Source organism: Burkholderia lata, from assembly GCF_902499335.1.
GTDB lineage: Bacteria > Pseudomonadota > Gammaproteobacteria > Burkholderiales > Burkholderiaceae > Burkholderia > Burkholderia lata_B.
Genome location: NZ_CABVQK010000001.1, coordinates 546,224 through 569,316 on the forward strand (window position 1 = coordinate 546,224; position 23,093 = coordinate 569,316).

The 23,093-nt window shown below is 68.1% G+C and carries 23 protein-coding genes; 14 read left to right on the forward strand and 9 right to left on the reverse strand.

Annotated features, from left to right (window positions below; all coding sequences use genetic code 11):
* Window positions 1–25: 25 nt before the first annotated feature.
* Both BCO18175_RS02545 and BCO18175_RS02550 read left to right on the forward strand, forming a co-directional pair.
* Window positions 26–556, forward strand: a complete 531-nt coding sequence (locus BCO18175_RS02545; protein ID WP_174979203.1) for a CMD domain-containing protein — start codon at window positions 26–28, stop codon at window positions 554–556.
* Window positions 553–1,146: a peroxidase-related enzyme gene (locus BCO18175_RS02550; RefSeq protein WP_174979204.1), complete on the forward strand. Its 594-nt coding sequence runs from the start codon at window positions 553–555 to the stop codon at window positions 1,144–1,146. Before BCO18175_RS02545 ends, BCO18175_RS02550 begins: the two co-directional genes overlap by 4 nt.
* A 115-nt stretch (window positions 1,147–1,261) precedes the next feature.
* Here the strand turns inward: BCO18175_RS02550 and BCO18175_RS02555 are convergent, their stop codons facing one another.
* Together BCO18175_RS02555 and BCO18175_RS02560 are read right to left on the reverse strand one after the other, a co-directional pair.
* Complete coding sequence (locus BCO18175_RS02555) at window positions 1,262–1,963, reverse strand: methyltransferase family protein (RefSeq protein WP_174979205.1); 702 nt, start codon at window positions 1,961–1,963, stop codon at window positions 1,262–1,264.
* Between the two features lie 406 nt (window positions 1,964–2,369).
* Complete coding sequence (locus BCO18175_RS02560) at window positions 2,370–2,801, reverse strand: Lrp/AsnC family transcriptional regulator (RefSeq protein ID WP_006479718.1); 432 nt, start codon at window positions 2,799–2,801, stop codon at window positions 2,370–2,372.
* Window positions 2,802–3,199: 398 nt separating this feature from the next.
* Here BCO18175_RS02560 and BCO18175_RS02565 point away from each other — a divergent pair, with 398 nt between their 5' ends.
* Window positions 3,200–4,279, forward strand: a complete 1,080-nt coding sequence (locus tag BCO18175_RS02565) for an ornithine cyclodeaminase (protein WP_174979206.1) — start codon at window positions 3,200–3,202, stop codon at window positions 4,277–4,279.
* Window positions 4,280–4,338: 59 nt separating this feature from the next.
* Window positions 4,339–5,319, forward strand: a complete 981-nt coding sequence (gene ctlX / locus BCO18175_RS02570) for a citrulline utilization hydrolase CtlX (RefSeq protein WP_174979207.1) — start codon at window positions 4,339–4,341, stop codon at window positions 5,317–5,319.
* Window positions 5,320–5,403: 84 nt separating this feature from the next.
* Here the strand turns inward: ctlX and BCO18175_RS02575 are convergent, their stop codons facing one another.
* The 4 genes from BCO18175_RS02575 to BCO18175_RS02590 all read right to left on the reverse strand — a co-directional run bounded on the left by BCO18175_RS02575 (window position 5,404) and on the right by BCO18175_RS02590 (window position 11,276).
* Window positions 5,404–8,148, reverse strand: coding sequence for an Hsp70 family protein (locus BCO18175_RS02575; protein ID WP_174979208.1), 2,745 nt, complete (start codon window positions 8,146–8,148; stop codon window positions 5,404–5,406).
* 5 nt (window positions 8,149–8,153) lie between these two features.
* Window positions 8,154–9,995 (reverse strand): Hsp70 family protein, encoded by a 1,842-nt coding sequence (locus BCO18175_RS02580; protein ID WP_174968120.1) that lies wholly within the window; start codon window positions 9,993–9,995, stop codon window positions 8,154–8,156.
* On the reverse strand, window positions 9,992–10,585 hold the full coding sequence (locus BCO18175_RS02585) for a DUF2760 domain-containing protein (RefSeq protein ID WP_085040935.1): 594 nt from the start codon (window positions 10,583–10,585) through the stop codon (window positions 9,992–9,994). The genes BCO18175_RS02580 and BCO18175_RS02585 overlap by 4 nt, the downstream gene beginning before the upstream one ends.
* A 250-nt stretch (window positions 10,586–10,835) precedes the next feature.
* A complete protein-coding gene (locus BCO18175_RS02590; RefSeq protein WP_174979209.1) occupies window positions 10,836–11,276 on the reverse strand; it encodes an RrF2 family transcriptional regulator in 441 nt (146 codons plus the stop codon).
* 141 nt (window positions 11,277–11,417) lie between these two features.
* On the opposite strand from BCO18175_RS02590, the gene BCO18175_RS02595 reads away from it, so the two are divergent.
* From BCO18175_RS02595 to BCO18175_RS02615, 5 genes are all read left to right on the forward strand, one after another.
* On the forward strand, window positions 11,418–12,332 hold the full coding sequence (locus BCO18175_RS02595; RefSeq protein WP_174979210.1) for an NAD(P)/FAD-dependent oxidoreductase: 915 nt from the start codon (window positions 11,418–11,420) through the stop codon (window positions 12,330–12,332).
* A gap of 152 nt (window positions 12,333–12,484) precedes the next feature.
* Entirely contained in the window at window positions 12,485–13,411 is a 927-nt protein-coding gene (locus BCO18175_RS02600) for a LysR family transcriptional regulator (RefSeq protein WP_438820479.1), read from the forward strand.
* A gap of 129 nt (window positions 13,412–13,540) precedes the next feature.
* Window positions 13,541–14,671: a DSD1 family PLP-dependent enzyme gene (locus BCO18175_RS02605; RefSeq protein ID WP_174979212.1), complete on the forward strand. Its 1,131-nt coding sequence runs from the start codon at window positions 13,541–13,543 to the stop codon at window positions 14,669–14,671.
* Between the two features lie 109 nt (window positions 14,672–14,780).
* The gene (locus BCO18175_RS02610) at window positions 14,781–15,752 is read left to right on the forward strand and encodes an ornithine cyclodeaminase family protein (protein ID WP_174979599.1); all 972 of its coding nucleotides are present in this window, start codon (window positions 14,781–14,783) and stop codon (window positions 15,750–15,752) included.
* Window positions 15,753–15,774: 22 nt separating this feature from the next.
* Window positions 15,775–16,497, forward strand: a complete 723-nt coding sequence (locus BCO18175_RS02615; RefSeq protein ID WP_174979213.1) for an HAD family hydrolase — start codon at window positions 15,775–15,777, stop codon at window positions 16,495–16,497.
* Between the two features lie 125 nt (window positions 16,498–16,622).
* Here BCO18175_RS02615 and BCO18175_RS02620 read toward each other — a convergent pair whose 3' ends face one another.
* Both BCO18175_RS02620 and BCO18175_RS02625 read right to left on the reverse strand, forming a co-directional pair.
* On the reverse strand, window positions 16,623–17,240 hold the full coding sequence (locus tag BCO18175_RS02620; RefSeq protein WP_174938297.1) for a glutathione S-transferase family protein: 618 nt from the start codon (window positions 17,238–17,240) through the stop codon (window positions 16,623–16,625).
* 88 nt (window positions 17,241–17,328) lie between these two features.
* Window positions 17,329–17,697, reverse strand: a complete 369-nt coding sequence (locus tag BCO18175_RS02625) for a hypothetical protein (RefSeq protein ID WP_174915666.1) — start codon at window positions 17,695–17,697, stop codon at window positions 17,329–17,331.
* 81 nt (window positions 17,698–17,778) lie between these two features.
* Between BCO18175_RS02625 and BCO18175_RS02630 the strand changes: the two genes are divergently transcribed.
* From BCO18175_RS02630 to BCO18175_RS02645, 4 genes are all read left to right on the forward strand, one after another.
* Window positions 17,779–18,246 carry a MarR family winged helix-turn-helix transcriptional regulator gene (locus BCO18175_RS02630; RefSeq protein ID WP_174979214.1) on the forward strand — a complete coding sequence of 156 codons (468 nt, stop codon included), beginning with the start codon at window positions 17,779–17,781 and terminating at the stop codon, window positions 18,244–18,246.
* Between the two features lie 136 nt (window positions 18,247–18,382).
* Window positions 18,383–19,144: an isocitrate lyase/PEP mutase family protein gene (locus tag BCO18175_RS02635; protein ID WP_174979215.1), complete on the forward strand. Its 762-nt coding sequence runs from the start codon at window positions 18,383–18,385 to the stop codon at window positions 19,142–19,144.
* A gap of 130 nt (window positions 19,145–19,274) precedes the next feature.
* Window positions 19,275–19,832 (forward strand): carboxymuconolactone decarboxylase family protein, encoded by a 558-nt coding sequence (locus tag BCO18175_RS02640; RefSeq protein ID WP_174979216.1) that lies wholly within the window; start codon window positions 19,275–19,277, stop codon window positions 19,830–19,832.
* A gap of 48 nt (window positions 19,833–19,880) precedes the next feature.
* On the forward strand, window positions 19,881–20,726 hold the full coding sequence (locus BCO18175_RS02645) for a helix-turn-helix domain-containing protein (protein ID WP_174979217.1): 846 nt from the start codon (window positions 19,881–19,883) through the stop codon (window positions 20,724–20,726).
* Between the two features lie 31 nt (window positions 20,727–20,757).
* Here BCO18175_RS02645 and BCO18175_RS02650 read toward each other — a convergent pair whose 3' ends face one another.
* Window positions 20,758–21,969 carry an MFS transporter gene (locus tag BCO18175_RS02650; RefSeq protein WP_174979218.1) on the reverse strand — a complete coding sequence of 404 codons (1,212 nt, stop codon included), beginning with the start codon at window positions 21,967–21,969 and terminating at the stop codon, window positions 20,758–20,760.
* Window positions 21,970–22,039: 70 nt separating this feature from the next.
* Here BCO18175_RS02650 and BCO18175_RS02655 point away from each other — a divergent pair, with 70 nt between their 5' ends.
* Complete coding sequence (locus BCO18175_RS02655) at window positions 22,040–23,089, forward strand: AraC family transcriptional regulator (protein ID WP_174979219.1); 1,050 nt, start codon at window positions 22,040–22,042, stop codon at window positions 23,087–23,089.
* The last annotated feature ends 4 nt before the right edge of the window (window positions 23,090–23,093 follow it).

The following is a 23,093-nucleotide window of genomic DNA, read 5'->3' on the forward strand; positions in this document are numbered from 1 at the left end:
TTGACGACGAAGGGAACCCGAAACGATGACTGAATCCATCACGCCGGCCGATGCGCCGGACACGATCGACGCAGTAGCCGGCCTGCGCGACGGCGATGCGGTCGCCGCGCTGCGCCGCGCGCGCGACAAGGTGCTGCTGCATACGCGACTAAGCGAAGCCGCGTTGTTCGATCCCGCGCTGCCCGATCTTTCGCTAACCGAACGATTGCACGCGGCACGGTATGTCGCACAAAAATCGAACGCACTCGCATTGGCCGACACGTATCGAAAACGACTGGTCGACGCAGGCGGCACGCTCGACGATATCGCACGGGCAGACGCCGATGCATTCGACGCATTGCCCCGCCGCATCGGCGCGATCCTGGCGCATGCGCGCCTGCTGGCGCGCTCCCCTGTCGATGCACGCCCGTCCGATCTCGACGCGCTGAAGTCGGCCGGACTCACGACGCCCGCGATCGTCGCGCTGTCGCAACTCGTTGCGTTCGTCGCGTATCAGTTGCGTGTCGCGGCTGCCGCGCAAGCACTTCAGGCGCGTGCCGCCACGGAGGCCGCATGACGACGACCACCCACGGCTTCACGTCCGACACGCTCGGCTGGCGTGCCTGGCTCGATACCGTTTCGCTCGATGCCGCGACGCCCGATCAGCTTGCGGTGCTCGAAGCGAGCCATCCGCAAGCGAAGACGTCCGACTACTACCTGCTGCTCGTCCATCTTCCCGAGATCCTGCGGCAACGCTCGGGCGTGTTCAACGCGATCATGTACGGCCCCGGCGGGCTGTCGCGCGCGGAGCGCGAACTGGCGAGCACCGCCGTGTCGCGCGTGAACGGCTGCGTGTATTGCGCGTCCGTGCATGCGCAGCGCTTCGCGCAGCTCGCGAAACGCACCGACGCGATCGAGCAGGTGTTCGACGATCCGGCGACGGCCGGCACGACGGCGCGCGAACGCGCGATCGTCCGCTATGCGATCGCGCTGACGGAGCGGCCCGATACGGTCGACGCGCGCGACATCGCCGCGCTGGAAGCCGAAGGGCTGACGAATGAGGAGATTCTCGACCTGTCGCACGCGATCGCGATCTTCGCGTGGGCGAACCGGTTGATGCTGACGCTCGGCGAACCGGTGTTTCCGGAGCAGGTAGCCCACGTCTGATCCGTCTGACCATTCCACGCGATTGATCTGACGAATTCCGGCGCACAAAGCTGCGCCGGACTCACGCTCATGTGCGTCACCAACGTTCAGGGATGGCGAGCTTCCGGTAATCCCGTCAGAACACGCCGGGAATCAGTCGATATCGAACCTGCGTCTTGTACGCCCGATAATCCGCGTCTTCCGACAACACGCGTTCCTCGAATCTGATTCTCCCGATTTGCAACAGCATCCAGACGCCGATCGTGACCAGGTTTCGGGTACTGAAGTTGGTGAGCAGGAAGCCGATTTCGGACAACAGGTAACCGGCATAGATCGGGTGACGCACGAAGCGGTACGCGCCGATCGAGACTACCCCGCGGTTTGCCGGCAGCAGACCGAATGAGCGCCCCAGCGACAGCTTCGCGAACAATTGCAATGCAATCCCGACAATCTGCCCGCCGCCCCCGGCCCACTCCGGAATCAGTTGGGTACTGGCGGTCAGCTGATAGGCGAGGCAATAGAATGAACCGCCAATCGAAAGGCACACCGCGACCGGATGCCAGTCGCGCCGCCTCGGCAATTTCGCGAAGGCCGAGAATCCAACGGTCAGTACTGCAGAGGCCAACAGCAGGATCAGCGTGATCCGGCCTGGATTCAATCGCCACTGAAAATAGATCAAACAGGCGAACACGCCCAGCACCGTCACGGAAGACACGCGAGCACCAAGCTCGATCAGACTGATCTGCTCCGATGCCTCTCTCACACCCGTAGCGTGTACTGCCAACGTACTTTGCGTGCGCGCTCCCCGTGCCCCTGCGTCCTGTATCGCCTGTTTCATGTTATTGGTCTGTAATTTATTGAGGACTTTTTATATTTCCATTTCAGACTAGCATGCCCTCTCAATGGGCGAACGCCCAAGTTTCAACTTTCTGATGTTGATTGGTGTAATTCCCGAGCGCCCGGTCGAATGGTGATACCGACGCAAGGGACGCGCGGTCCACCCATCCATTCCCGGCTCATATTGATTTTCAGGCGAACGAAATCATCTCTGCCGCCTCGCAAACGTTTGGCTTGCCCTGGGCGAAATCGGCCTGATGCAGGTCACGCACTGGGTGACCAGGATGGAAGGCGGGTAACGGCGCAACGCGGCAGACTTCGCGCTGGCCTCTTTGCTTCGCAGCCGCGACGTGGCCAATCCATCCGCGGTCCAGACGCGTCGGCAGCCTGACGCGGTCCCGCCCGCATCACGCCTTGTGCGTCGACAGCAAAATGCTCGTTTCGGTATTCGCGATCCCGTCGATCAGCCGGATCGCGCCGAGCACGCGATCGAAGTGCTCGAGCGAATCGGCATGCAGCTCGGCGACGAGATCCCAGCGCCCGTTGGTGCTGTGGATCGACGCGACGTTCGGATGCCCGCGCAGCACCTTCACCACTTCCGCGCCGCGATTGCCCTGCACCGCGATCGACATCAGCGCGCGGATCCGGTGCCGTTCCGCCGCCGGCTTGAGCCGCACCGTATAGCCGACGATCACGCCGTTCTTCTCCAGCCGCGTCAGCCGGTTCTGCACGGTCGCGCGCGCGACGCGCAATTCCTTCGCCAGCGCGACGACGGGCAGTCGCGCGTTGTCGCGCAGCAGTGCGATGAGCTGCCGGTCGACGTCGTCGAGCGTGATCATGGACGGGCCTTCCTGTTGAACGTGAACCGGCCGCCAGCGTGCCGGAGGCTGAGCATTCCGGCCAGTGCGATTTGATCAAACTGCCGGATTGGGGTGGCAATTTGCCAAGTCTATCGATAAATCTGCCACTTTTGCTGTCTTTTTGTTGGCTCGACTCGCGGAAATAATGACTCTATCGACCGGCCGGACAAGCCGCGCGGGCGCTTTCCAGGAAGCCCGAACGCGCGCCGAAGCACCGCCCGGTCGACCAGGACGCCAGGGACACCCGTACCGGCACTGAGTAATTGCAAAGCATGGGACCCGAGTAAGCGCTAAAGCGCTAACTCGGGTCGACCGCACAAGGCATGGGACCCGAGTAAGCGCTAAAGCGCTAACTCGGGTCGACAGGAGACAAACTTATGACCCGCTTCCTCGACGTTCCCGCCACCGCCCGACTGATCGCCAGGACCGGCGTCACGACGTTCCTCCGCGAGCTCGTCGACACGCTGCGCGCCGATTACTTGCAGTGGGCCGATTTCGACAAGTCGCCGCGCGTCGCGTGCCACTCGCGCGACGGCGTGATCGAACTGATGCCCGTCGCGAACGCATCGCTGTTCGCGTTCAAGTACGTGAACGGCCACCCCGTCAACGCCGCGCGCGGAATGCACACGGTGATGGCGTTCGGCGCGCTCGCCGAAGTCGATACCGGCTACCCGCTGCTGCTCGCCGAACTCACGCTGACCACCGCGCTGCGCACGGCCGCCACGTCGGTGCTCGCCGCACAAGCCCTCGCACGCCCCGATTCACGCACGATGGCGCTGATCGGCAACGGCGCGCAGAGCGAATTCCAGGCGATCGCGTTCCACACGCTGCTCGGCATCGACGAAATCCGCGTGTTCGACGTCGATCCGCGCGCGACCGACAAGCTCGAGCAGAACCTCGCCGCGTACCCGGCACTGCGCGTCGTGCGCGCCGCGTCGACCGCCGACGCCGTGCGCGGCGCCGACATCGTGACGACCGTCACCGCCGACAAGGCGTACGCGACGATCGTCACGGCCGACATGATCGAGCCCGGCATGCACCTGAACGCCGTGGGCGGCGATTGCCCGGGCAAGACCGAACTCGAGGCCGGCGTGCTGCGTGCGGGCCGCGTGTTCGTCGAATTCGAGCCGCAGTCGCGCATCGAGGGCGAGATCCAGCAGATGCCGGCCGACTTCCCCGTCACCGAGCTGTGGCGCGTGCTGCAAGGCGAGACGACCGGCCGCGAACGCGCGGACGAAGTCACGGTGTTCGACTCGGTCGGCTTCGCGCTCGAGGATTACTCGGCGTTGCGCTACCTGTATGCGCTTGCGCAGCAGCACAACGCGGGTGTCGAGATCGCGCTGATTCCGCCGGCCGTCGACCCGAAGAACCTGTTCGCGCTGATCGACGACCCGGCCGCGATCGCACAGGGTCACGCGGCGTACGTGACCGAAGCCGTCGCCGCGTTCGCGCGCTGACCGTCATCCCCGGGCGGCCCGTGCGCCGCCCGGCCCCTTGCCTTTCGCTCCTGCCTTCCATGAATCTCGTATCGATCCAGGCGCCGGCCGCCGTCGTGATGATCCGGCCGCACCACTTCCTGCCGAACCCGCAGACCGCGGCCGACAACGCGTTCCAGCGCACATCCGGCGGCGGGGCGAACGACACGTCGTCGGTGTCGGCCGCCGCGCGCGACGAAGTCACGGCCGCCGCACAGACGCTCACCGACGCAGGCGTGCGCGTGCACGTGTTCGACGACCACGGCGAGCGCGACACGCCCGACTCGGTGTTCCCGAACAACTGGTTCTCGACGCATCCGGGCGGCCACGTCGCGCTGTATCCGATGTATAGCCCGAACCGCCGCCGTGAACGGCGCGCGGACGTGATCGAGATGCTGAAAGCCGAGTATCGCGTGCAGGACGTGATCGACTACTCGGGGCTCGAATACGACGACGTGTTCCTCGAAGGTACCGGCGCGATGGTGCTCGACCACGTCGCGCGAATCGCGTACACCGCGCGTTCGCGCCGCGCCGATCCGGTCGCGCTCGAACGCTTCTGCACCAACTTCAATTTCGAGCCGATCTGCTTCGATACGGCCGATGCCGACGGGCGGCCGATCTATCACACGAACGTGATGATGAGCGTCGCGACCGAGTTCGCGATGGTCGGCCTCGACTTCATCGCCGACCGCCGCCGTCGTGACGAGATCGCGCAACGGCTGGCCGAAACGGGGCGCACGGTGATCGCGCTCGATGCAGCGCAGATCGCGAATTTCGCGGGCAATACGCTGGAATTGTCGGGAAAGGAGGGACGTGTGCTCGCGCTGTCACGGCGCGCGTACGACTGTCTCACGCCGGTGCAGCGCGCGACGATCGAGCGTTCCGCACGGCTGCTACCGCTCGACGTGCCGACGATCGAACTGGCCGGCGGCTCGGTGCGCTGCATGCTGGCGGGGATTCATCTCGCGCGGCGTTTGACCGCGCGCGATGCATCGGGAATTGAATCGGTGTCGCATGCCTGAAGGAAGCGACGGCCAAGTCGCGCACTGACTGGCGCAACCGGATGCTTCGTCCTGCGAACGAGGCCGAAGCATCCGTGACTTTCTTCACCCGGCCAGCAGCTTCAACCCGGCCGGCAGCGTTTCGCCGAATACCCGCACCGTATCGGCTTCGTCGAACGCCAGCGCCTCGCGCACCATGTCGACCCACGCCGTCGACGCATTCGCGGCCGACAGGCGCTTGATCACGGCCTCGCGTGTGTCGTCCGGCAGGTCACGCGAACGGTCTCCGGTCATCCGCGCAATCTGCGCAGCCGCGAACGCCGCCGGTTCGACCTGTTTCCAGTCGAGCGCAAACAGCGCATCGAGCCAGCCGTTGGCCACGTCCGCCGGCACGACACTGTGCGCGCTGCCGTAGAACGGTCGGCGCGCACCGATGCGCCCGAGCGCCCAAGCACACAGTGCACGCTCGGCCGGCTTCTGCAATTGCGCGATCAGGCGCTCGGCCAGCTCGACCTTGCGCTCGACCGGTAGCCGTTCGAGCGACGCGGACAGCCGCGTCATGTCGGCCGGCCCGACCTTGCCCGGATCGAACGGCAGCTTGCGCCGCTTGTCGTCGGACGGTTCGAGGAACGCGATCGCGTCGCGCACCTGCGTCTGCGCGTCGTCGTCGAGGCCGCCGGCCACGCGTCGCCACAACGTCCACCACTCGGACCACACCTGTCCGTCGGTCACGTATTGAATCCCGTCGTCGAACAGCGGCCACAGCTGCTCGATGCGCCACGCGTCGAGCGGATGGCCGAAGCCCGGACGCAGGCAGTAACCGGCGAGGTTCAGCCACGCACGTTCGTGATCGGCCGAGCGCCGGCGCCGCCGTGCGCGCGCGAGCAGCGCATCGAACAGTTCGCGCGCAAGCGCGACGTCCCACTCTTCACGCGCGCCGAGCACCTGTTCGAGCTGCGCGCGCAGCCGACGCGTGTCTTTCGGTGTGACGTCGGCGGCCTTGCTGCCGAACGAGCGCTCGATCAGTTCGATCGCCTGGTCGAGACGCGGATGCCGCGCGAATGCAGCGTCGTCGCCCTGCGCGGGCGCATCGCCGCGCAACTGGAATTCGAGCCGCCAGCGGCGCGACGCATCGTCGGTCGCGATGCAGTGCATTTCAAGCGTGCCGACCTCGGTCAGCGACGCGGTGAGCTTCACCGGCGTTTCGCGCGCATCGCCACCCGCTTTCGCGTCGACGACGGTCGCGATCGGCGGCAGCCGCACGAAATCGCCGCCGTCGAGATCGACGAGATCGCCGGGCCGGTACGCGGTTTCGGCCACTGTCGATACAAGGTGGAAACGCACCGGCTGCCCGAGTTGCAGCGCGAACGTGCGATCGTCGAGCCGGATCTCGTGGCCCTCTTCCGCACCGCGCGGCAACAGGCAGACGCCGCGCGCGGCGGAATCGGCCGCGCCATCGTCGAGCACGAGGAAATAGCTGCGCGCGGAGCCGCCGCCGATACGCGGCGCATGCCCGGCGCGCGCGAGCCCGTAGGCCACCGCGCCACGCGCGACCGCCACGTCCGGATGCGCGTTGTGCAGCACGTCGAGCGGTGCACCGCGCCACGCGCCGAGCGTCTGTGCGAGACGGCCGGCGAGCGCGCCCGCGCGGAACACGCCGCCGTTGAGCAGCAGCGTGTCGGGCAGCGGGCCTTCGGAATGACGCTTCAAAAACGCGGCGACGTGCCGCGTGACGGCCGCGTCGCTCGCATACGGCAACCCGAATTCGACGATCGCGGCGCGTGCGCGGCGCGGCAGTTCGCCGGATTCGACCTGCGGAAAGAAACCTTCGACGACGATCTGCTCGACTTCCTGCCGCGTCAGCTCGGCCGAACGCGCGCCGCCGACGAGCTTGCTGCCCGCACCGAGCAGCGTGACGTTGACGGATTCGGGCGCATCGTCGCCGAGCAGCCGCTCCTTCGCGGCACGGCAACGCTCGACGAGCTGCGACAGGCTCGCGGCGGACAGCCGCGTGCCGGGCTCGGTCAGCCGCGACTCGACCAGGCGCGCGAGCGCGAGGTCCATGTTGTCGCCGCCGAGCATCAGGTGGTTGCCGACCCCGACCCGCGTGAAAGCCGGCTCGCCGTCGTCGCCTGGCGCGACATCGACGAGCGTGAGATCGGTCGTGCCGCCGCCGACGTCGCAGATCAGCACGCGCCGCGCGGCGGCAAACGTGTCGCGCAGCGTAGCGCGCTGGCCGTACAGCCAGTCGTAGAACGCGGCCTGCGGCTCTTCCAGCAGCCGCAGCGCGGGCAGCTTCGCGCGCCGCGCGGCCTCGACCGTCAGTGCGCGCGCGCCGTCGTCGAACGACGCGGGCACCGTCAGGATCACGTCCTGCTTCGCGAGCGGCGCATCGGGAAAGCGGGCGTCCCACGCGTCGCGCACGTGCGCGAGATAGCTCGCGCTCGCATCGACCGGCGACACCTTGTCGACGCCGTCGGCCGCGCCCCACGGCAGGATCGCCGCGAGCCGGTCGACCGACGCGTGCGACAGCCAGCTCTTCGCGCTCGTGACGAGCCGGCCCGGCACCTGCGCGCCGAGCGTGCGCGCGTAGCGGCCGATCACGGCCGGCGTCGCACCGGCCGCGTTCGCTTTCGCATGGGCCGCCCAAGGCAGCCGCAGCGTGTCCGGCGGCAGCTCGCCCGCCGCCGGGTGATAGCGCACCGACGGCAACAGCGGCTGCGCGGCCACCGCGCCGGGGCCGACCAGCTGCTCGACGTCGAACACGCGGATCGCGTCGGAACCGGCCTCGACGTATGCGACGACCGTATTGCTCGTGCCGAGGTCGATCCCGACCGTATAGCGCTTCATCGCGCTCAGGCGGCGCCGCGCACGTCGAACTCGACCTTCCAGCGCTCGTTCGTGCCGCTCGGGATCGCCTCGAGTTCGAGCGTGCCGGCTTCGGTCACGCGCGCATGCAGCTTCACGGGTACGACCTCGCCGACCGTGCGCCCTTCGGCGGGCAGCGTCGCCTGGATTTCCTCCAGTTCCTGCAGCTCTTCCGGCGACCAGTAGTCGAGCAGCGTGCCGACCTGATCCTGGCGACGCACCGACGAACCGAAGAAGCGGAACTGCACCGGTTCGCCGACCACGAGGCCGAACTCCTGCGGCGGCAGCGCCGCGTCCGAGCCTTCCTCCATCCCGAACGGCGCGACGCACAGCGCCTGCACCGGCGGTTCGAGCCCCGGCACCGCGGGCATCGCCGATTCGATCGCGACGTAGTACGCGCGCGCCGTGCCGCCGCGAATGCGCACGCCACGGCCGCGCTTCACGTAGCCGTAGTACGCCGCGCCACGCGCGACCGCGAGATCGAGATCCGCGCCTTCGAGCAGGCGCGCGGGCGGCGCGCCTTCGGCGGCGAGCCAGCTGTTGAGCGTATCGAGCACGCGCTGCGTGAGCAGCGTCGACTTGAACACGCCGCCGTTGAACAGCACGGCCGTCGGATGCAGGAACGTCGCGCCCTGCGGCAGCGTGCGCTGCACGCCTTCGAGCGCGTCGAGCGCCGCGACCTGGCGGCCGAGGAACGCCGCGAGATGGCGCGTGATGCCCGCATCCTGCGCATACGGCAGGCCGAGCTGCGTCAGGCCGACACGTGCGCGGCTCACCGGGCGCGCGGCTGCGTCGACTTGCGGGAAGAAGCCTTCGAGGATCGTCTGCGTGAGTTCCGCGCGCGTCAGCTCCGTGCGGATCGACCCGCCGATCAGCTTCGAGCCGCGGCTCGGCACGACGAGCGGCACCGCATCGGTCGTCGGGTCGGACAGCAGCGTTTCCTTCGCGGAACGGCACGCGTACGTGAGCGCGCGCAGTTGCCACGGATCGGCCTGCGTGCCCTGCTGCGCGAGCTTGCGCGCCACGATATGCGCAAGCGCGAGGTCCATGTTGTCGCCGCCGAGCAGGATGTGCTCGCCGACCGCCACGCGATGCAGTTCGAGATTGCCTTCTCGCTCGACCACCGCGATCAGCGACAGGTCGGTCGTACCGCCGCCGACGTCGACGCACAGGATCAGGTCGCCGACCTGCACCTGCTTGCGCCAGCCGCCCTGGCTCTTCTGGATCCAGCTGTACAGCGCGGCCTGCGGCTCCTCGAGCAGCGTCATCCGCGAATAGCCGGCCGCGCGTGCGGCCTCGGCCGTCAGTTCGCGCGCGGCCGGGTCGAACGACGCGGGGATCGTGACCGTCACGTCCTGATCCGCGAACGGCGCGTCGGGATGCGTGTGGTCCCACGCTTCGCGCAGGTGCGTCAGGTAGCGGATCGAGCTTTCCAGCGGCGACACGCGCGACACTTCCGGCGGCGCATCGCTCGGCAGGATCGCCGCACGGCGATCGACGCCGGGGTGGCACAGCCAGCTCTTCGCGCTCGACACGAGGCGGATCGGCGTGCCGGCGCCGCGCGTGCGCGCCATCTCGCCGACCGCGAAGGCGCGCGAGGCCGTCCACGGCAGCGTCAGGTCGCCCTGCGTGAGTTCGCTTTCATGCGGCAGGTAGAGGAACGACGGCAGCAGGTCGCGCGACTCCAGCGCGCCGGGCGCGGTGAGCTGCGCGATCGGCAGCACCTGCTGCGTGATGGTTTCGCCGTCGCTCGCGGCGCTGTCGACATACGACAGCGCGCAGTGGGTCGTACCGAGATCGATACCGATCGAATAGCGCGGATCGCTCACAGTTCCACCTCCGCCGGTGCGACGACCGAGGCGTCGTGGCTGCCCGTCAGCTTCGGCAGGCGCACGTCGGCCACGCGCCAGCCGCGATGGCTGACCGTCCCCGTGAACGGCGCCGAGCCGACCACGTTGCCCGTCACGCGCACGGCCGTCGCGTCGAAGCCGGCCGGCAGCGTCACGCGGCTGCCTTCGGCTTCGTCGCGCACCGGTACGATCGTGAAATGTTCGCGCAGCGCGGCACGGCAGCCGTCGTGCACGAGGCGCGCGGCCGCGCCGATGTCGGCGTCCGCGTAGCCGGCGATGTCTTCCTCGACGAAGTCGATGAAGCGCGCATCGCGCTGCAGCAGGCCGAGCAGTTGCAGGGCGGCCTGCGGGCTCGCCTCGCGCAGCTCGGGCGCCGGCGCCTTCACGGGCGCGGCGGCAGGTGCCGGGGCCGGAGCCGGGGCAGCGGCGGGTGCCGGCGCGACCGGCGCCGGGGCGCCATCGCGCACGCGCAGCACGCCGGCCGCGAATTCGCGGTTGCCGAGCACGGAGAAGAACGTGCCGACGGCCAGCGACAGCCGGCCGAAGAAGGACAGGTTGGATTCGGGCATGGGGTCTGGACTCCTGTGGGCTCGCGACATGGCGAGCGATCTTGCCTGGGCGCCCGGCGGCAGCGTGCGGATTGCGCACTGGCGCCGCCCGGCGCGTGATTCGGTCGCGCCCTCGCGGGTGCGGAAAACCCGTATTTTGCCCTGTGGCGGGCAAACCGGGCAGAAGTTGGGGGACAGAACATCGCGGCGCAGCGTTTTCGGCCGTGCCGGATCGCGCGTCGGGCACGATCGGCCGCGATGCTGCGGCGCGTCAGCGCGGCTTGCGCCGCTTCGCGTGCTTCGCTTCGAAATCGCGCGACAGCATGCCGAGCGTGACTTCGCCGAAGCGGGCGAGCAGCGTCGTTTCGGCCTCCTTCAGCGTGGCCGACAGATGTGCGTTGACGGCCTGCTCGACCAGGCATTCGGCCTCGTCGTCGGTGACGAGATCGGAGAACAGCGGCGGCTCGCCCACCGCGCGATAGACGTCGAGCAGCGTGATGTCGTCGAGCGCGACGCTCAGCACCCAGCCGCCGCCATGCCCCTTCTCCGACTGCACGTAGCCGCAGTCGCGCAAGCCACCGAGCAGGCGCCGCACGACGACCGGGTTCGTGCACAGCATCGTCGCGATCGTTTCGGACGTCATCGGGCCGTCGGCCTGGTCCATGTGGATCAGCGCATGCAGCATGCGCGACAAGCGGCTGTCGGTTCTCACTAGCGGCGCTCCCCTTTCTCGAAACTTTTGAAGTTGCATGAATGATACCATCGCCCTATCATGCAACTTCTCGTGTTTCGTGAGTTGGCCATCAGCGGAGCACGTTCGTCATTCACGCAGGTTCAGGAAAGGAGCGGGTGCATGCATGACCATCATGAAGTGATCGTGATCGGCGGGAGCTTCGCGGGGCTGTCGGCCGCGATGCAGCTGGCGCGGACGCGCCGCCGCGTGCTCGTGATCGACGCCGGCCGGCCGCGCAACCGCTTTGCCGAACACGCGCACGGCTTTTTCGGGCAGGACGGCAAGCCGCCCGCGCGGATCGTCGACGAAGCCGCCGCGCAACTCGCCGCGTATCCGACCGTGCAGCGGCTCGCAGGCGACGTGCGCACGGCCGAGCGCGATGCGGACGGCCGCTTCCACGTGACGCTGGCCGACGGCGGCCGGGCGAGCGCCGACCGATTGATCCTCGCGACCGGCATCCGCGACGAACTGCCCGCGCTGCCGGGGCTCGCCGAGCGCTGGGGCGTCAGCGTGCTGCATTGTCCGTATTGCCATGGGTACGAGGTGAGCGGCCAGCGGCTCGGCGTGCTCGCCACGCATCCGCTGTCCGTGCATCAGGCGATCCTGATTCCGGACTGGGGCCCGACGACGTGGTTCACGCAGGGCGTGGTCGAAGCGAATGAAGAAGAAACCGCGTTGCTCGATGCGCGTGGCGTGCGCATCGAGCGGTCGCCGGTCGTGGAAATCCTCGGCGATGCACCGCGTATCGACGCATTGCGGCTCGCCGACGGGCAGGTCGTGCCGGTCGATGCGCTGTTCGTCGGCGCGCGCACGGCAATGGCGAGCGATCTCGCGCAGCAGCTCGGCTGTGCATTCGACGACGGGCCGCTCGGCCCGGTCGTGCGCGTCGATGCATTGAAGCAGACGAGCGTCGCCGGCGTATTCGCGGCCGGCGACGCGTCGACACCGATGAGCAACGCAACGTTCGCATCGGCGTCGGGCGTGATGGCCGGGGTTGCCGCGCACCGGTCGCTGATTTTCGGGCTCGACCGGTAACGGTGCGTGGCGTCGCGGGCCGTGTCATTCGAAACGACGATGCGATGCGATCCGATTCGATGCGCGGCCCACGCGATCCACAGCCGCATCGATGGATTCGCGTCACGATGTGAGGTTTAATGCTCGGCACATCCAGCATTAAGAGACATGAAATGCTCGACCTCGACGACCTTCGACTCGTACGCGCAATCGGCACATCGCGCTCGCTGGCCTCCGCCGCGCGGCTGCTCGATCTCACGCCGCCCGCGGTCACGATCCGCCTGCAGCGGATGGAAGCGCGCTTGAACGCACGGCTCGCCGTGCGGCAGCCGAAAGGGATTGCGCTCACCGACGAAGGGCAACGGCTGTACCAGGAAGCCGTCGACATCCTCGAGCGCGTGGAGGCGCTGCCGGTCAGCATCGCGGGCGACCACGGCGACGTACAAGGCACGCTGCGCGTCGTCGCCCCACTCGGCTTCGGGCGAAAGTACGTCGCGCGGATCGTGCGCGACGTGCAACGCGCGCATCCGAAGCTGGAAATATCGCTCCACCTGTCGGAGAGCCCGTTGACCAGCGCGTCCGGCGCCGACGTGGTCGTCCATGTCGGCAGCCTCAAGTCGTCGTCGTGGATCGGGTATCCGCTCGCGCCCAACGATCGCTTTCTGTGCGCGAGCCCGGCCTACGCACGCCGCATCAAGGAACTGAACCATCCGTCCGACCTGGCCCGCTACGACTGCCTGTGCCTGCGCGAGAACGACGAGGACATCCCGCGATGGCGCTTCTCGCCACGCAGCGATGCCAAAGGCGAGCCGCGACGGTCTACCGTGATCCGCGTCACGGGCGCGCTGTCGTCCAACGACGGTACCGTCATCACCGATTGGGCGCTGGCCGGGCTCGGGATCGTCGAACGCTCGGAGTGGGACGTCGCACCGCTGCTGGCAAGCGGCAAGCTCGTCCGTTTGCTGCCCGACTGGAATCTGCCGCCCGCGCCGGTGACGGCGCTGCTGCCGTCGCGCACCGGCCGTTCCGCGCGGCAACGGGTGTTCCTCGAAGCCGCGACGCGGTTTCTGAGCCCGCCGCCGTGGCGCGGCAAGGCATGAGCCGCGCCGCGTGTCCGCTCGATCCAGTCGATTAAACAGCGTTTAATGCCGGATTAGCCACGCGTTAAACACGCAACCCGTCGGCGCCTCTACAGTGTTCGCACCGGCAACACTCCGAGGCAACGCATCGTGGACCTTCAAACCCTCAACACCCCGGCCGCCCTGATCGACGTCGGCCGCATGCGTCACAACATCGGCCGCATGCAGGCGCATCTGGACGCGCTCGGCGTCAGGTTCCGGCCGCACGTCAAGACCACCAAGTGCACGTACGTCGTCGACGCCCAGATCGCGGCAGGCGCGCAGGGCATCACGGTATCGACGCTCAAGGAAGCCGAGCAATTCTTCGCTCACGGTATCCGCGACATCGTCTACGCGGTCGGCATGGTGCCCGCGAAGCTGGGCCAGGCACTTGCGCTGCGCCGGCAAGGTTGCGACCTGAAGCTGGTCGCCGACAGCCTGCCGGCCGCTCAAGCAATCGCCGAATTCGGGCGCGCACATGGCGAGCGCTTCGAAGTGTGGATCGAGGTCGACGTCGACGGCCATCGCTCGGGCATTCCACCCGACGCCGACCTGCTGATCGACGTGGGCCGCGCACTGGTCGACGGCGGGATGGTGCTCGGCGGCGTGCTGGCGCACGCGGGTTCCAGCTACGAATACGACACGCCCGAAGCGCTGGCGGCGATCGCCGAGCAGGAACGCAGCCGCACCGTGCGGGCGGCGGAGCGCCTCCGGGCCGCCGGGCTGCCCTGCCCGGTCGTGAGCATCGGTTCGACGCCCACCGCGCTCGCGGCGGAACACCTCGACGGCGTCACCGAAGTGCGCGCCGGCGTGTACGTGATGTTCGACCTCGTGATGCACAACATCGGCGTGTGCGACCTGTCCGACATCGCGCTGTCGGTGCTGACCACCGTCATCGGGCACCAGGAAGAGAAAGGCTGGGCGATCGTCGACGCAGGCTGGATGGCGATGAGCCGCGACCGCGGCACGCAGCGTCAGGCGCGCGATTTCGGCTACGGGCAGGTCTGCACCGAACACGGCGACGTGCTCGGCGACTACCTGATGAGCGCCGCCAACCAGGAGCACGGGATCGTGTCGTGCGCGGGCTCGCCCGACTCCGCCATCGCGCAGCGGTTTCCGATCGGCACCCGCCTGCGCATCCTGCCGAATCACGCGTGCGCCACCGGTGCGCAACATCCCGAGTATCAAGCGATCGGCGAAGACGGCGGCGCGCACACGTGGCCGCGCTTCTACGGGTGGTGAGCAAAACCGTGCGCCCACGCCGCCACGTCGATTGATTGACTATTTATCCAAATCTGGACAAAATTTAAACTACTCCGATTCACCTTGCGCCGAAAGCGCTTGCCTGAACATGCCGACAGACGCCCGACTCCTGCTTCTCGACCGCGATGCCGTCGCACCCGCCCTCCAGGCCGCGCAAGTAACGGCGGCGGTTCGCGAAGCCTTCGTGCTGCACAGTCAAAGGGCCGGGCGCGTGTTCCCGGTGGTCCGCGAGAAGCTGCACACCGGCGGCGTGTTCGGCATCAAGTCGGGCGATGTCGCGAATCAGGATCTGCTCGGTTTCAAGGCGGCCGGGTTCTGGCCCTGCAACCGGGCGCTCGGCGGCGAACCGCATCAGGCCACCGTCGCGCTGTTCGACCCGGCCACCGGCCGACCGCTGTGCATCATGGACGGCAATGCGATCACCACCGCGCGAACCGGCGCCGCCGGCGGCCTCGGGCTGCATCTGCTCGCACGTCGCGACAGCACGCGAATCTGCGTGTTCGGCACCGGCGTGCAGGCGCGCGTCCAGCTCGACTACGCGCTCGGGCTGCTGCCGCAACGGTGCACGGTGCGGTACGTGAACGTCAGCGGCGAACCCGATCCCGTATTCGAATCGGCGTTCCGGGAACGATGCACGATCGCCGTGGCGCGCGACCGGAACGACGCGGTGGCCAATAGCGACGTGGTCATCACGGCAACGCCCGGCGGCGGCCCGCTGTTCGATGCGGATGCCGTTCAGCCGGGCACCCACCTGACCTGCGTGGGCGCCGATACCGCCGGCAAGCGCGAGTTGCCGGCAGGCGTGCTGGAACGCGCGCGGATTTTCGTGGACGATCACGATCAGGCGCGCAGCATCGGCGAGTGCCAGTGGGCGCCGGATTTGCCACGCACCGAAATCGGTGACATCCTCGCCGGAACCGCGACGGTCGACCGCGCGCCGCACGAGATCACCGTCTTCGACATGACCGGGCTCGCGCTTCAGGACCTGACCGTCGCACGCTTCCTGTATCGGCAGGCCCTCGAAAACGGCACCGGAATCGCCATTCCGTGGCCCTGGTAAACGAAACTCCCCGTCAACCTCTATGCGTCTCACCCAAGTTTCCGCTCTCTCGTTCGACCTGGACGACACCCTGTGGCCGTTCGGGCCGTCCGTCGTACGGGCCGAAGGGGAGCTTCGCACGTGGCTGATCGAGCATGCGCCCGGCACCGCGAGCGTGTTGCCCACGCAGCAGGCGCTGAGCGAGTTGCGTGAGGAATACGAACGATTGTGCCCCGAGCTCGCCGGCGACTTCCGTGCAATGAGAATCGGCTCGATCAGGCTTGCGCTGGAGCGGGCGAACGAAGATGTCGCGCTCACCGACCGTGCGTACGCAGCCTTCTATGCCGCGCGCAACCGGGTCGAATTCTATGAGGATGCATTGCCGGCGCTCGCGTGGTTGAGCGCGCGGTTTCCGTTGATCGCAGTGACCAACGGCAACGCGGACCTCCGGCTGACCGGCGGCGGCGAATTCTTTCGTGCGACGCTCAGCGCGCAGGCGTTCGGGGTCGCGAAGCCGGAGGCCGGGATCTTCCATGCGGCGGCGGAAGCGCTCGATGTGCAGCCGGCGGAATTGCTGCATGTCGGCGACGATTATCACCTCGATATCGTCGGTGCATTGAACGCGGGGCTTCAGGCGGCGTGGGTCGTTCGCGATACGCATCCGGAAGCGGAGCGGGTTCAGCAGCAGGCCGCGACGCCGCACCTCACGCTCAGCGACCTGTCGATGCTGTGTCGCATGCTTGGCGGGCCTGACGACGTCGTGTGAGCGTCTGCGTGCGCCGCGTTCGCGACGCACGCTTCACCACCATGAAACGCGGCTGACCGCCGTTCGCCGACCGTGCGAACGTAATGGCCGGTCACGCCGATGCGCACATGACCGACCGCCGCTCGTCACGCCGCCTTGCGCGCGTCCGCGATCCGCTGCGGCGCCTTCGGCCGCGCATACAACCGCTCCAGATACGCGCGCAGCTGCGGGAACGATTCGATCAGGTTGCACTCGCCGGCCCAGTCGATCAGGTAGGCCGTCACGCAATCGGCCACCGTCAGCGTGTCGCCGACGATGAACTCGCGCCCTTCGAGATGCTTGTCGAGGATCGCGGCCATCGTCCTGAAATCCTCGCGCGCCAGTTCGATATCCGCTGGCGAGCGCTTCTCCGGCGGATAGATGAACGAGTGCCGCGTGATCCGCCACAGCGGCTGCTCGAGCTCCGTCACCGCGAACATGACCCACCGGTAAGCCTCTGCCCGCAGCGCCGGATCGACCGGCAGCAGCGCCTTCTCCGGGTACTTGTCCGCGAGATACAGCACGATCGCGGCCGATTCGGGAATCACGAGGTCGCCGTCCACCAGCACGGGCACCTTGCCGGCCGGATTGAGGCGCAGGAATTCGGGCCGCTTGTGCTCGCCCTGAAGCAGGTTCACCGAGATGAACTCGAAATCGGCATCCAGCTCCTTCAGCCCCCACAGCGCGCGTTGCGAGCGGGTGCCGGCAAATCCGTAAAGCTTCATCGCCAGTCTCCATCCAGAATGTCGGGAACATCTCCACGTGCCGGCCACCGCGCATCGCCGATACACGACGCCTGGCCTCGCCCGTCGTTCATGCGCCGGGAATCGCGAGCACCGGCATCACGTCGATCGCCACGCCCGGAAACAGCGTGAAATGCGGATGGCCCTCGAACAGCGCGGCCGCCGCGTCGTGCGAGGCTGCCCGCACGACAGTGAAGCCGCTCATCGCGTTCGCCGTGTCGGTGACGCCGGCCGCATCGATGGTCTTGGTCTTGCCGAGCGGCCCGCCCATCTCGACGATCGCGTCGCGATGCCGGTCGACCCATGCATGCCATGCGGCGATGCCGTCGCGCTCGCGCGTGCGCCGCTCCTCTTCCGGCAGCGCCATCCAGGCCTTCATGGCCGGGCTATCCTTGGTTCCGAGAAAAACCGCGAGATACAACTGTTGTTGAGCACTCATGCTGTCTCCTCCGGTGACGGACGCAACGGGCTGTCGCGCCTCGACCTTGACAAGATAGGTTGATATCAACACAATTGCAACATGGCACGAAAAGAAAAGCTCCCTTTCGAAACGACGCTGATGGTGCGCGATTGCTGCCTGTGCCTGCACATGCAGCGCGCGGCGCGCAATCTTGCGCGGATTTTCGACGATGTGCTGCGTCCGCTGGATCTCACCAACGGCCAGTTTTCGCTGCTGATGTCGCTGAACCGGCCGCAGCCGGCGCCGATGAAGTCGGTCGCGTCGCTGCTCGCGATGGACCGCACCACGCTCACCGCCGCGCTCAAGCCGCTCGAGCGGCGCGGCCTGGTCACGATCATGCAGGATCCGGACGACCGGCGCAGCCGCCTGCTCGAACTGACGCCGGCCGGCCACGACCTGCTCGCCGAAGCATTTCCACTGTGGCAGCAAACGCACGCCGAGATCGAACAGCCGTTCGCGCCGGGAGAAGTCGATCAGTTGCGCGGCCAGTTGCGGGCACTGTCGGTCGATCCGGCCGCGCGCGACTGAACCTGCGCGCGGCCGATCGCTCGACTCCTGCCATTCCTTGTCAGTTGTCATCGGACGAATCCGTCGCGGCGCCCGATTCGGTGGCAATATCGCTCGGCACGACAACCGATCCGGTTTTCCACAAGGAGACGCAAGCATGAGCAGCAACGAGAAGGGCGCGTATTTCCGTTCGCTTCACCGCGCGGGCCAGCCGCTGGCGCTGTTCAACGTGTGGGACGCCGGCAGCGCGCGCACGGCGGCCGACGCGGGCGCCGTCGCGCTGGCGACCGGCAGCTGGTCGGTTGCAGCAGCCAACGGTTTCGTCGACGGCGAGCAGATGCCGCGCGCGCTGATGATGGAAGTACTCGAGCGGATCACGCGCGCGACCGACCTGCCCGTCACCGTCGACCTCGAAAGCGGGTATGGCGAGCGCCCGGAGGATGTGGCCGAAACGATCGCGCTGAGCATCAAGGCCGGCGCGATCGGCTGCAACCTCGAAGACAGCTTCCCGGCGACGGGCGACTTGCGCGACGTCGACGCAGCGGCGGCCCGTCTCGCGGCAGCACGGCAGGCCGCGGATCGCGCGGGCGCCGACTACTTCATCAACGCGCGCACCGACGTGTTTTTCAAGGCGCCGGCCGATACGCACGACGAGCGCCTGCTCGACGCCACGCTGGCCCGCGCGCGTGCTTATGCCGCGGCCGGTGCCGATGGCCTGTTCGTGCCGGGGCTGCGCTCGCCGGCGCTCATTCGCGCGCTGACGGCCGCGTCGCCGCTGCCGGTGAACGTGATGCGCGTCACGGCCACGCCGACGCTCGCCGACTTCGCGGAATACGGCGTGGCCCGCATCAGCCACGGGCCGTATCCGTACCTGCAGGCGATGAAGACGCTGGCGGAGATGGTCAGGCAAGGCGGCTGATCGATTCGCGGGACGGCCGGCCGCGCGCGCATCGAACGATTACATGACATGTAATTGGCGCACGACACGGCCGATCCTACGCTTCGGGTGTCGCGCCGCCATTCCGGCGGCGCTCATCCCCGGAGACATCATGTCCGCCTATCCGCTTCATACGATCGACTCGGCACCGGCCGAATCGAAGCCCGTCCTCCAGCAGCTCCAGCAAACCTTCGGTATCGTCCCGAACATCGCGGCGACCATGGCCGCGTCACCGGTGCTGATCAACGGCTTCATCGGCCTGTTCGAGCGTGTGCACACGAGCAGCCTCACCGAGCCGCAAATCCAGACGCTCCTGCTCACCAATGCGGTCACGAACGCGAGCGAATGGCCGGTCGCGTTCCATACCGCGCTTGCGCTGAAACAGGGTGTGACCCACGCCGACGTCGACGCGATCCGCCATGGCAGCCTGCCCGGCGACGCGAAACTGGCCGCATTGTCGGCCACGGCACGCAAGCTGATCGACACCCGCGGCCGCCTGCCCGATGCCGACCGGCAGTCGTTCCTCGACGCCGGCTTCAGCGCCGAACAGTTGCTGGAGGTGATTGCGGTGGTCGCCGCATCGACGATCACGAACTACGTCGGCAGCGTGACGCGACCCGCGCTCGAAGCGCCGTTCGACGCATTCGCGTGGCATGCGAACGCCGCATGAGTCCGATATAGTCGATCGCGTCGCTCACGGAACGCCCAGGGAGGCACGATGAACGCCAGCCGCCGCGATCAGCACGCGCCGCCGCACGAACTGGGCCAGTTGCTGCGCTACTGGCGCGACGTGCGCGGCGTGAGCCAGCTCGACCTGTCGCTCGACGCGGGTATCTCGCAGCGCCAGATCAGCTTCATCGAAAGCGGGCGCAGCGTGCCGGGCCGCGACACGCTGCTGACGCTCGCGCAAACTCTGGACGTGCCGCTGCGCGAGCGCAACGCGCTGCTGCTCGCGGCCGGGTATGCGCCGGTGTATTCGGAGGCGCCGTGGGATGCGCAGGAGATGCACGGTGTGATCCGCGCGCTCGAACGGGTCGTGCGCCAGCACGATCCGTTTCCGGCGATCGTGATGGATCGCCACTGGAACGTGCTGATGACCAACGACGCGGCACCACGCTTTTTCGGCTGCTTCATCGACATGGCCGCGCGCGACGGCCCGCGCAACCTGCTGCGCCTGATGTTCGATCCGCACGGCATGCGGCCGTTCGTGGCCGACTGGGATACGGTGTCGCGCAGCCTGCTGCAGCGCGTGCATCGCGAATCGGTCGGCCGCGTGATCGACGACGACACGCGGCGGCTGCTCGACGATCTGCTCGCCAGCCCCGATGCGCCGCGCGACTGGAAAACGCCGCCGGCGCCGGCCGCCGCACCATCGCTGCCGGTCATCCCGATCGGCTTCGTGCACGAAGGCGTCGTGCTGCGTTACTTCTCGCTGGTCACGACGGTGGGGACGCCACAAAGCGCCGCCGCGCAGGAGCTGCGCATGGAGTGCATGTTCCCCGCCGACGACGAGACCGAAGCGCGCCACCGGCACCTGCTCGACACGCACGCACCAGCGCGCTGAGCGGCGGGCCGGGCGGCCCGCCGGTGCAAGGTCATTCCGCGAGCGCGGACACCACGCCGACGCGCTTCGGCACACCGGTCACGATCGTTGCGACCGCAACGGCCAGCACGACGGCCGCGGCGATGAACACGCCGGCCGCGCCGTTCGCGTCGAACACGACGCCACCGGCCGCCGCGCCCGTCGCGATCGCGAGCTGGATCGCCGCGACGATCAGCCCGCCCGCGCTCTCGGCTTCATCGGGTACGGTGCGCGTGACCCACGTCGACCATGCGACGGGCACGCCGCCGAACGCCATCCCCCACAACGCGACGAGCACCGCGTCGACCATCGGCGCGCGGCCGAGCGCGACGAGCGCGACGCCGAGCACGACCATCAGCGCGGGCATACCGATCAGCATCGGCCGCAGACGGTGTTCGAGCACGCGGCCGGCGAGCGACGTGCCGACGAAGTTCGCGATGCCGTAGCCGAGCAGGATGGCCGACAGCCCGTTCACGCCGACACCGGCAACTTGTTCGAGGAACGGCCGCAGGTACGTGAAGAACGCGAAGTGGCCGGTGAACACGAGGATCGTCGCGAACATCCCGAGGCCAACGGTCGGCCGGCGCAGCACGTCGATCAGCGTGCGCAGCCGCGTCGTGCCGCTCGGCGGCATCGACGGCAGCGTGACGACCTGCGACACGAACGCGATGCCGCCGAGCACGGCCGCGATCAGGAACACGTTGCGCCAGCCGATCAGGTGCCCGAAGTAGCTGCCCATCGGCGCCGACGCGATCGTCGCGACCGCCACGCCGCTGAAGATGATCGACAGCGCGCGCGGCACCATCGCCGTCGGCACGAGCCGCATCGCGGTGGCCGTCGCCATCGTCCAGAAGCCGCCGAGCGCGACGCCGAGCACGACACGGCCGATCAGCAGCGTCGTCAGGTTCGGCGCGAACGCGACCGCCAGGTTCGATGCGACGAGCAGCACCGAAAATACGAGCAGCACGCGCCGCCGGTCGATCGTGCGCGTCAGCGCCGAGATCAGCAGGCTCGTGACCAGCGCGACCGTCGCGGTGGCCGTGACGGCCTGCCCGGCCACGCCTTCGGTCACGCCGAGACTCTCGGCCATCGGCGTCAGCAGGCTGGCGGGCAGGAATTCGGCCGTGACGAGCCCGAAGACGCCGAGCGTCATCGCGAATACCGCGCCCCAGGCCGGTTCGCGGGGGGCCGCCATCGAGGCGGCCGAGGAGATTCCGGGATTCATGCGTGGTTCCGTGTCGGTTAGGGAAAATACTGATGACGGCGTATCGTAAGGAACCACGACAGGACGGTCTATGACATACAATCCGTTCTTATTGATCGATCGTCCGAATCTCGAAATGTCCGAGCCCCTGCTTCCTCCCATCCCCGACGTGCACGACCTCGTCAGCGAGCTGCTGCTGGGGATGCGCCTGAGCGGCGTCCAGTACCGCCGCATCCAGGTCGCGCGGCCGTTCGGGCTGAACTTCGGCCACGTGACGGGCCGCGCGCAGTTCCATTTCGTCGGGCGCGGGCCCGTGCTGCTGCGCGACGCGTCGGGCGACACGATGCGGCTCGAGGCCGGCGACGCGATCCTGCTGCCGCACGGCGGCATGCACGCGCTGGTGTCGGACCCCGATGCGCCGTGCCGCGAGATCAACGGCTTCGAGGTCGCGAAGATCTGCGATACGGTTGCGTCGGTGGCGTCGGCCGGTGCGTCGCCCGCCAGTTGCGCGACGACCGAGCCGGGCGCCGGCGATGCGCTGATCTTCAGCGCGTGCATGGAGCTCGATCTCGGCGGCATGCAGCCGCTCGTCGGCACGATGCCGGAGTTCATGCACGTCGGCACGCTGCTCGCGCGCTACCCGGAAATCCGCCCGATGCTCGACGCGATGGAGCGCGAAGCGTGCTCGGCGCGCGCGGGCTTCGCGGGCATCCTCGCGCGGCTCGCGGATGTGGTCGCGGCGTTCATCGTGCGCGGCTGGGTCGAGTGCGGATGCGGCGACGCGACCGGCTGGGTGCAGGCGCTGCGCGAGCCGAAGCTCGGCCGCGCGATCGTCGCACTGCATCGCGACCCGGGCCGCAACTGGAGCGTGGCGGAGCTCGCGACCGAAGCAGGCGTGTCGCGCTCGGTGTTCGCCGAACGCTTTCTCGCGGCGACCGGGATGACGCCGGTGCGCTACCTGACCGAGCTGCGGATGCGACTCGCCGCGCAATGGATCACGCGCGACCACGAGACGATCGAGGCCGTCGCGTACCGGCTCGGCTACGGCTCGCTCGCCGCGTTCAGCCGCGCGTTCAAGCGCGTGGTGGGCAAGCCGCCGGGTGCGGTGCGTGCGGATGGCGAGGTGGCCAGCCCGCACTGAGCAT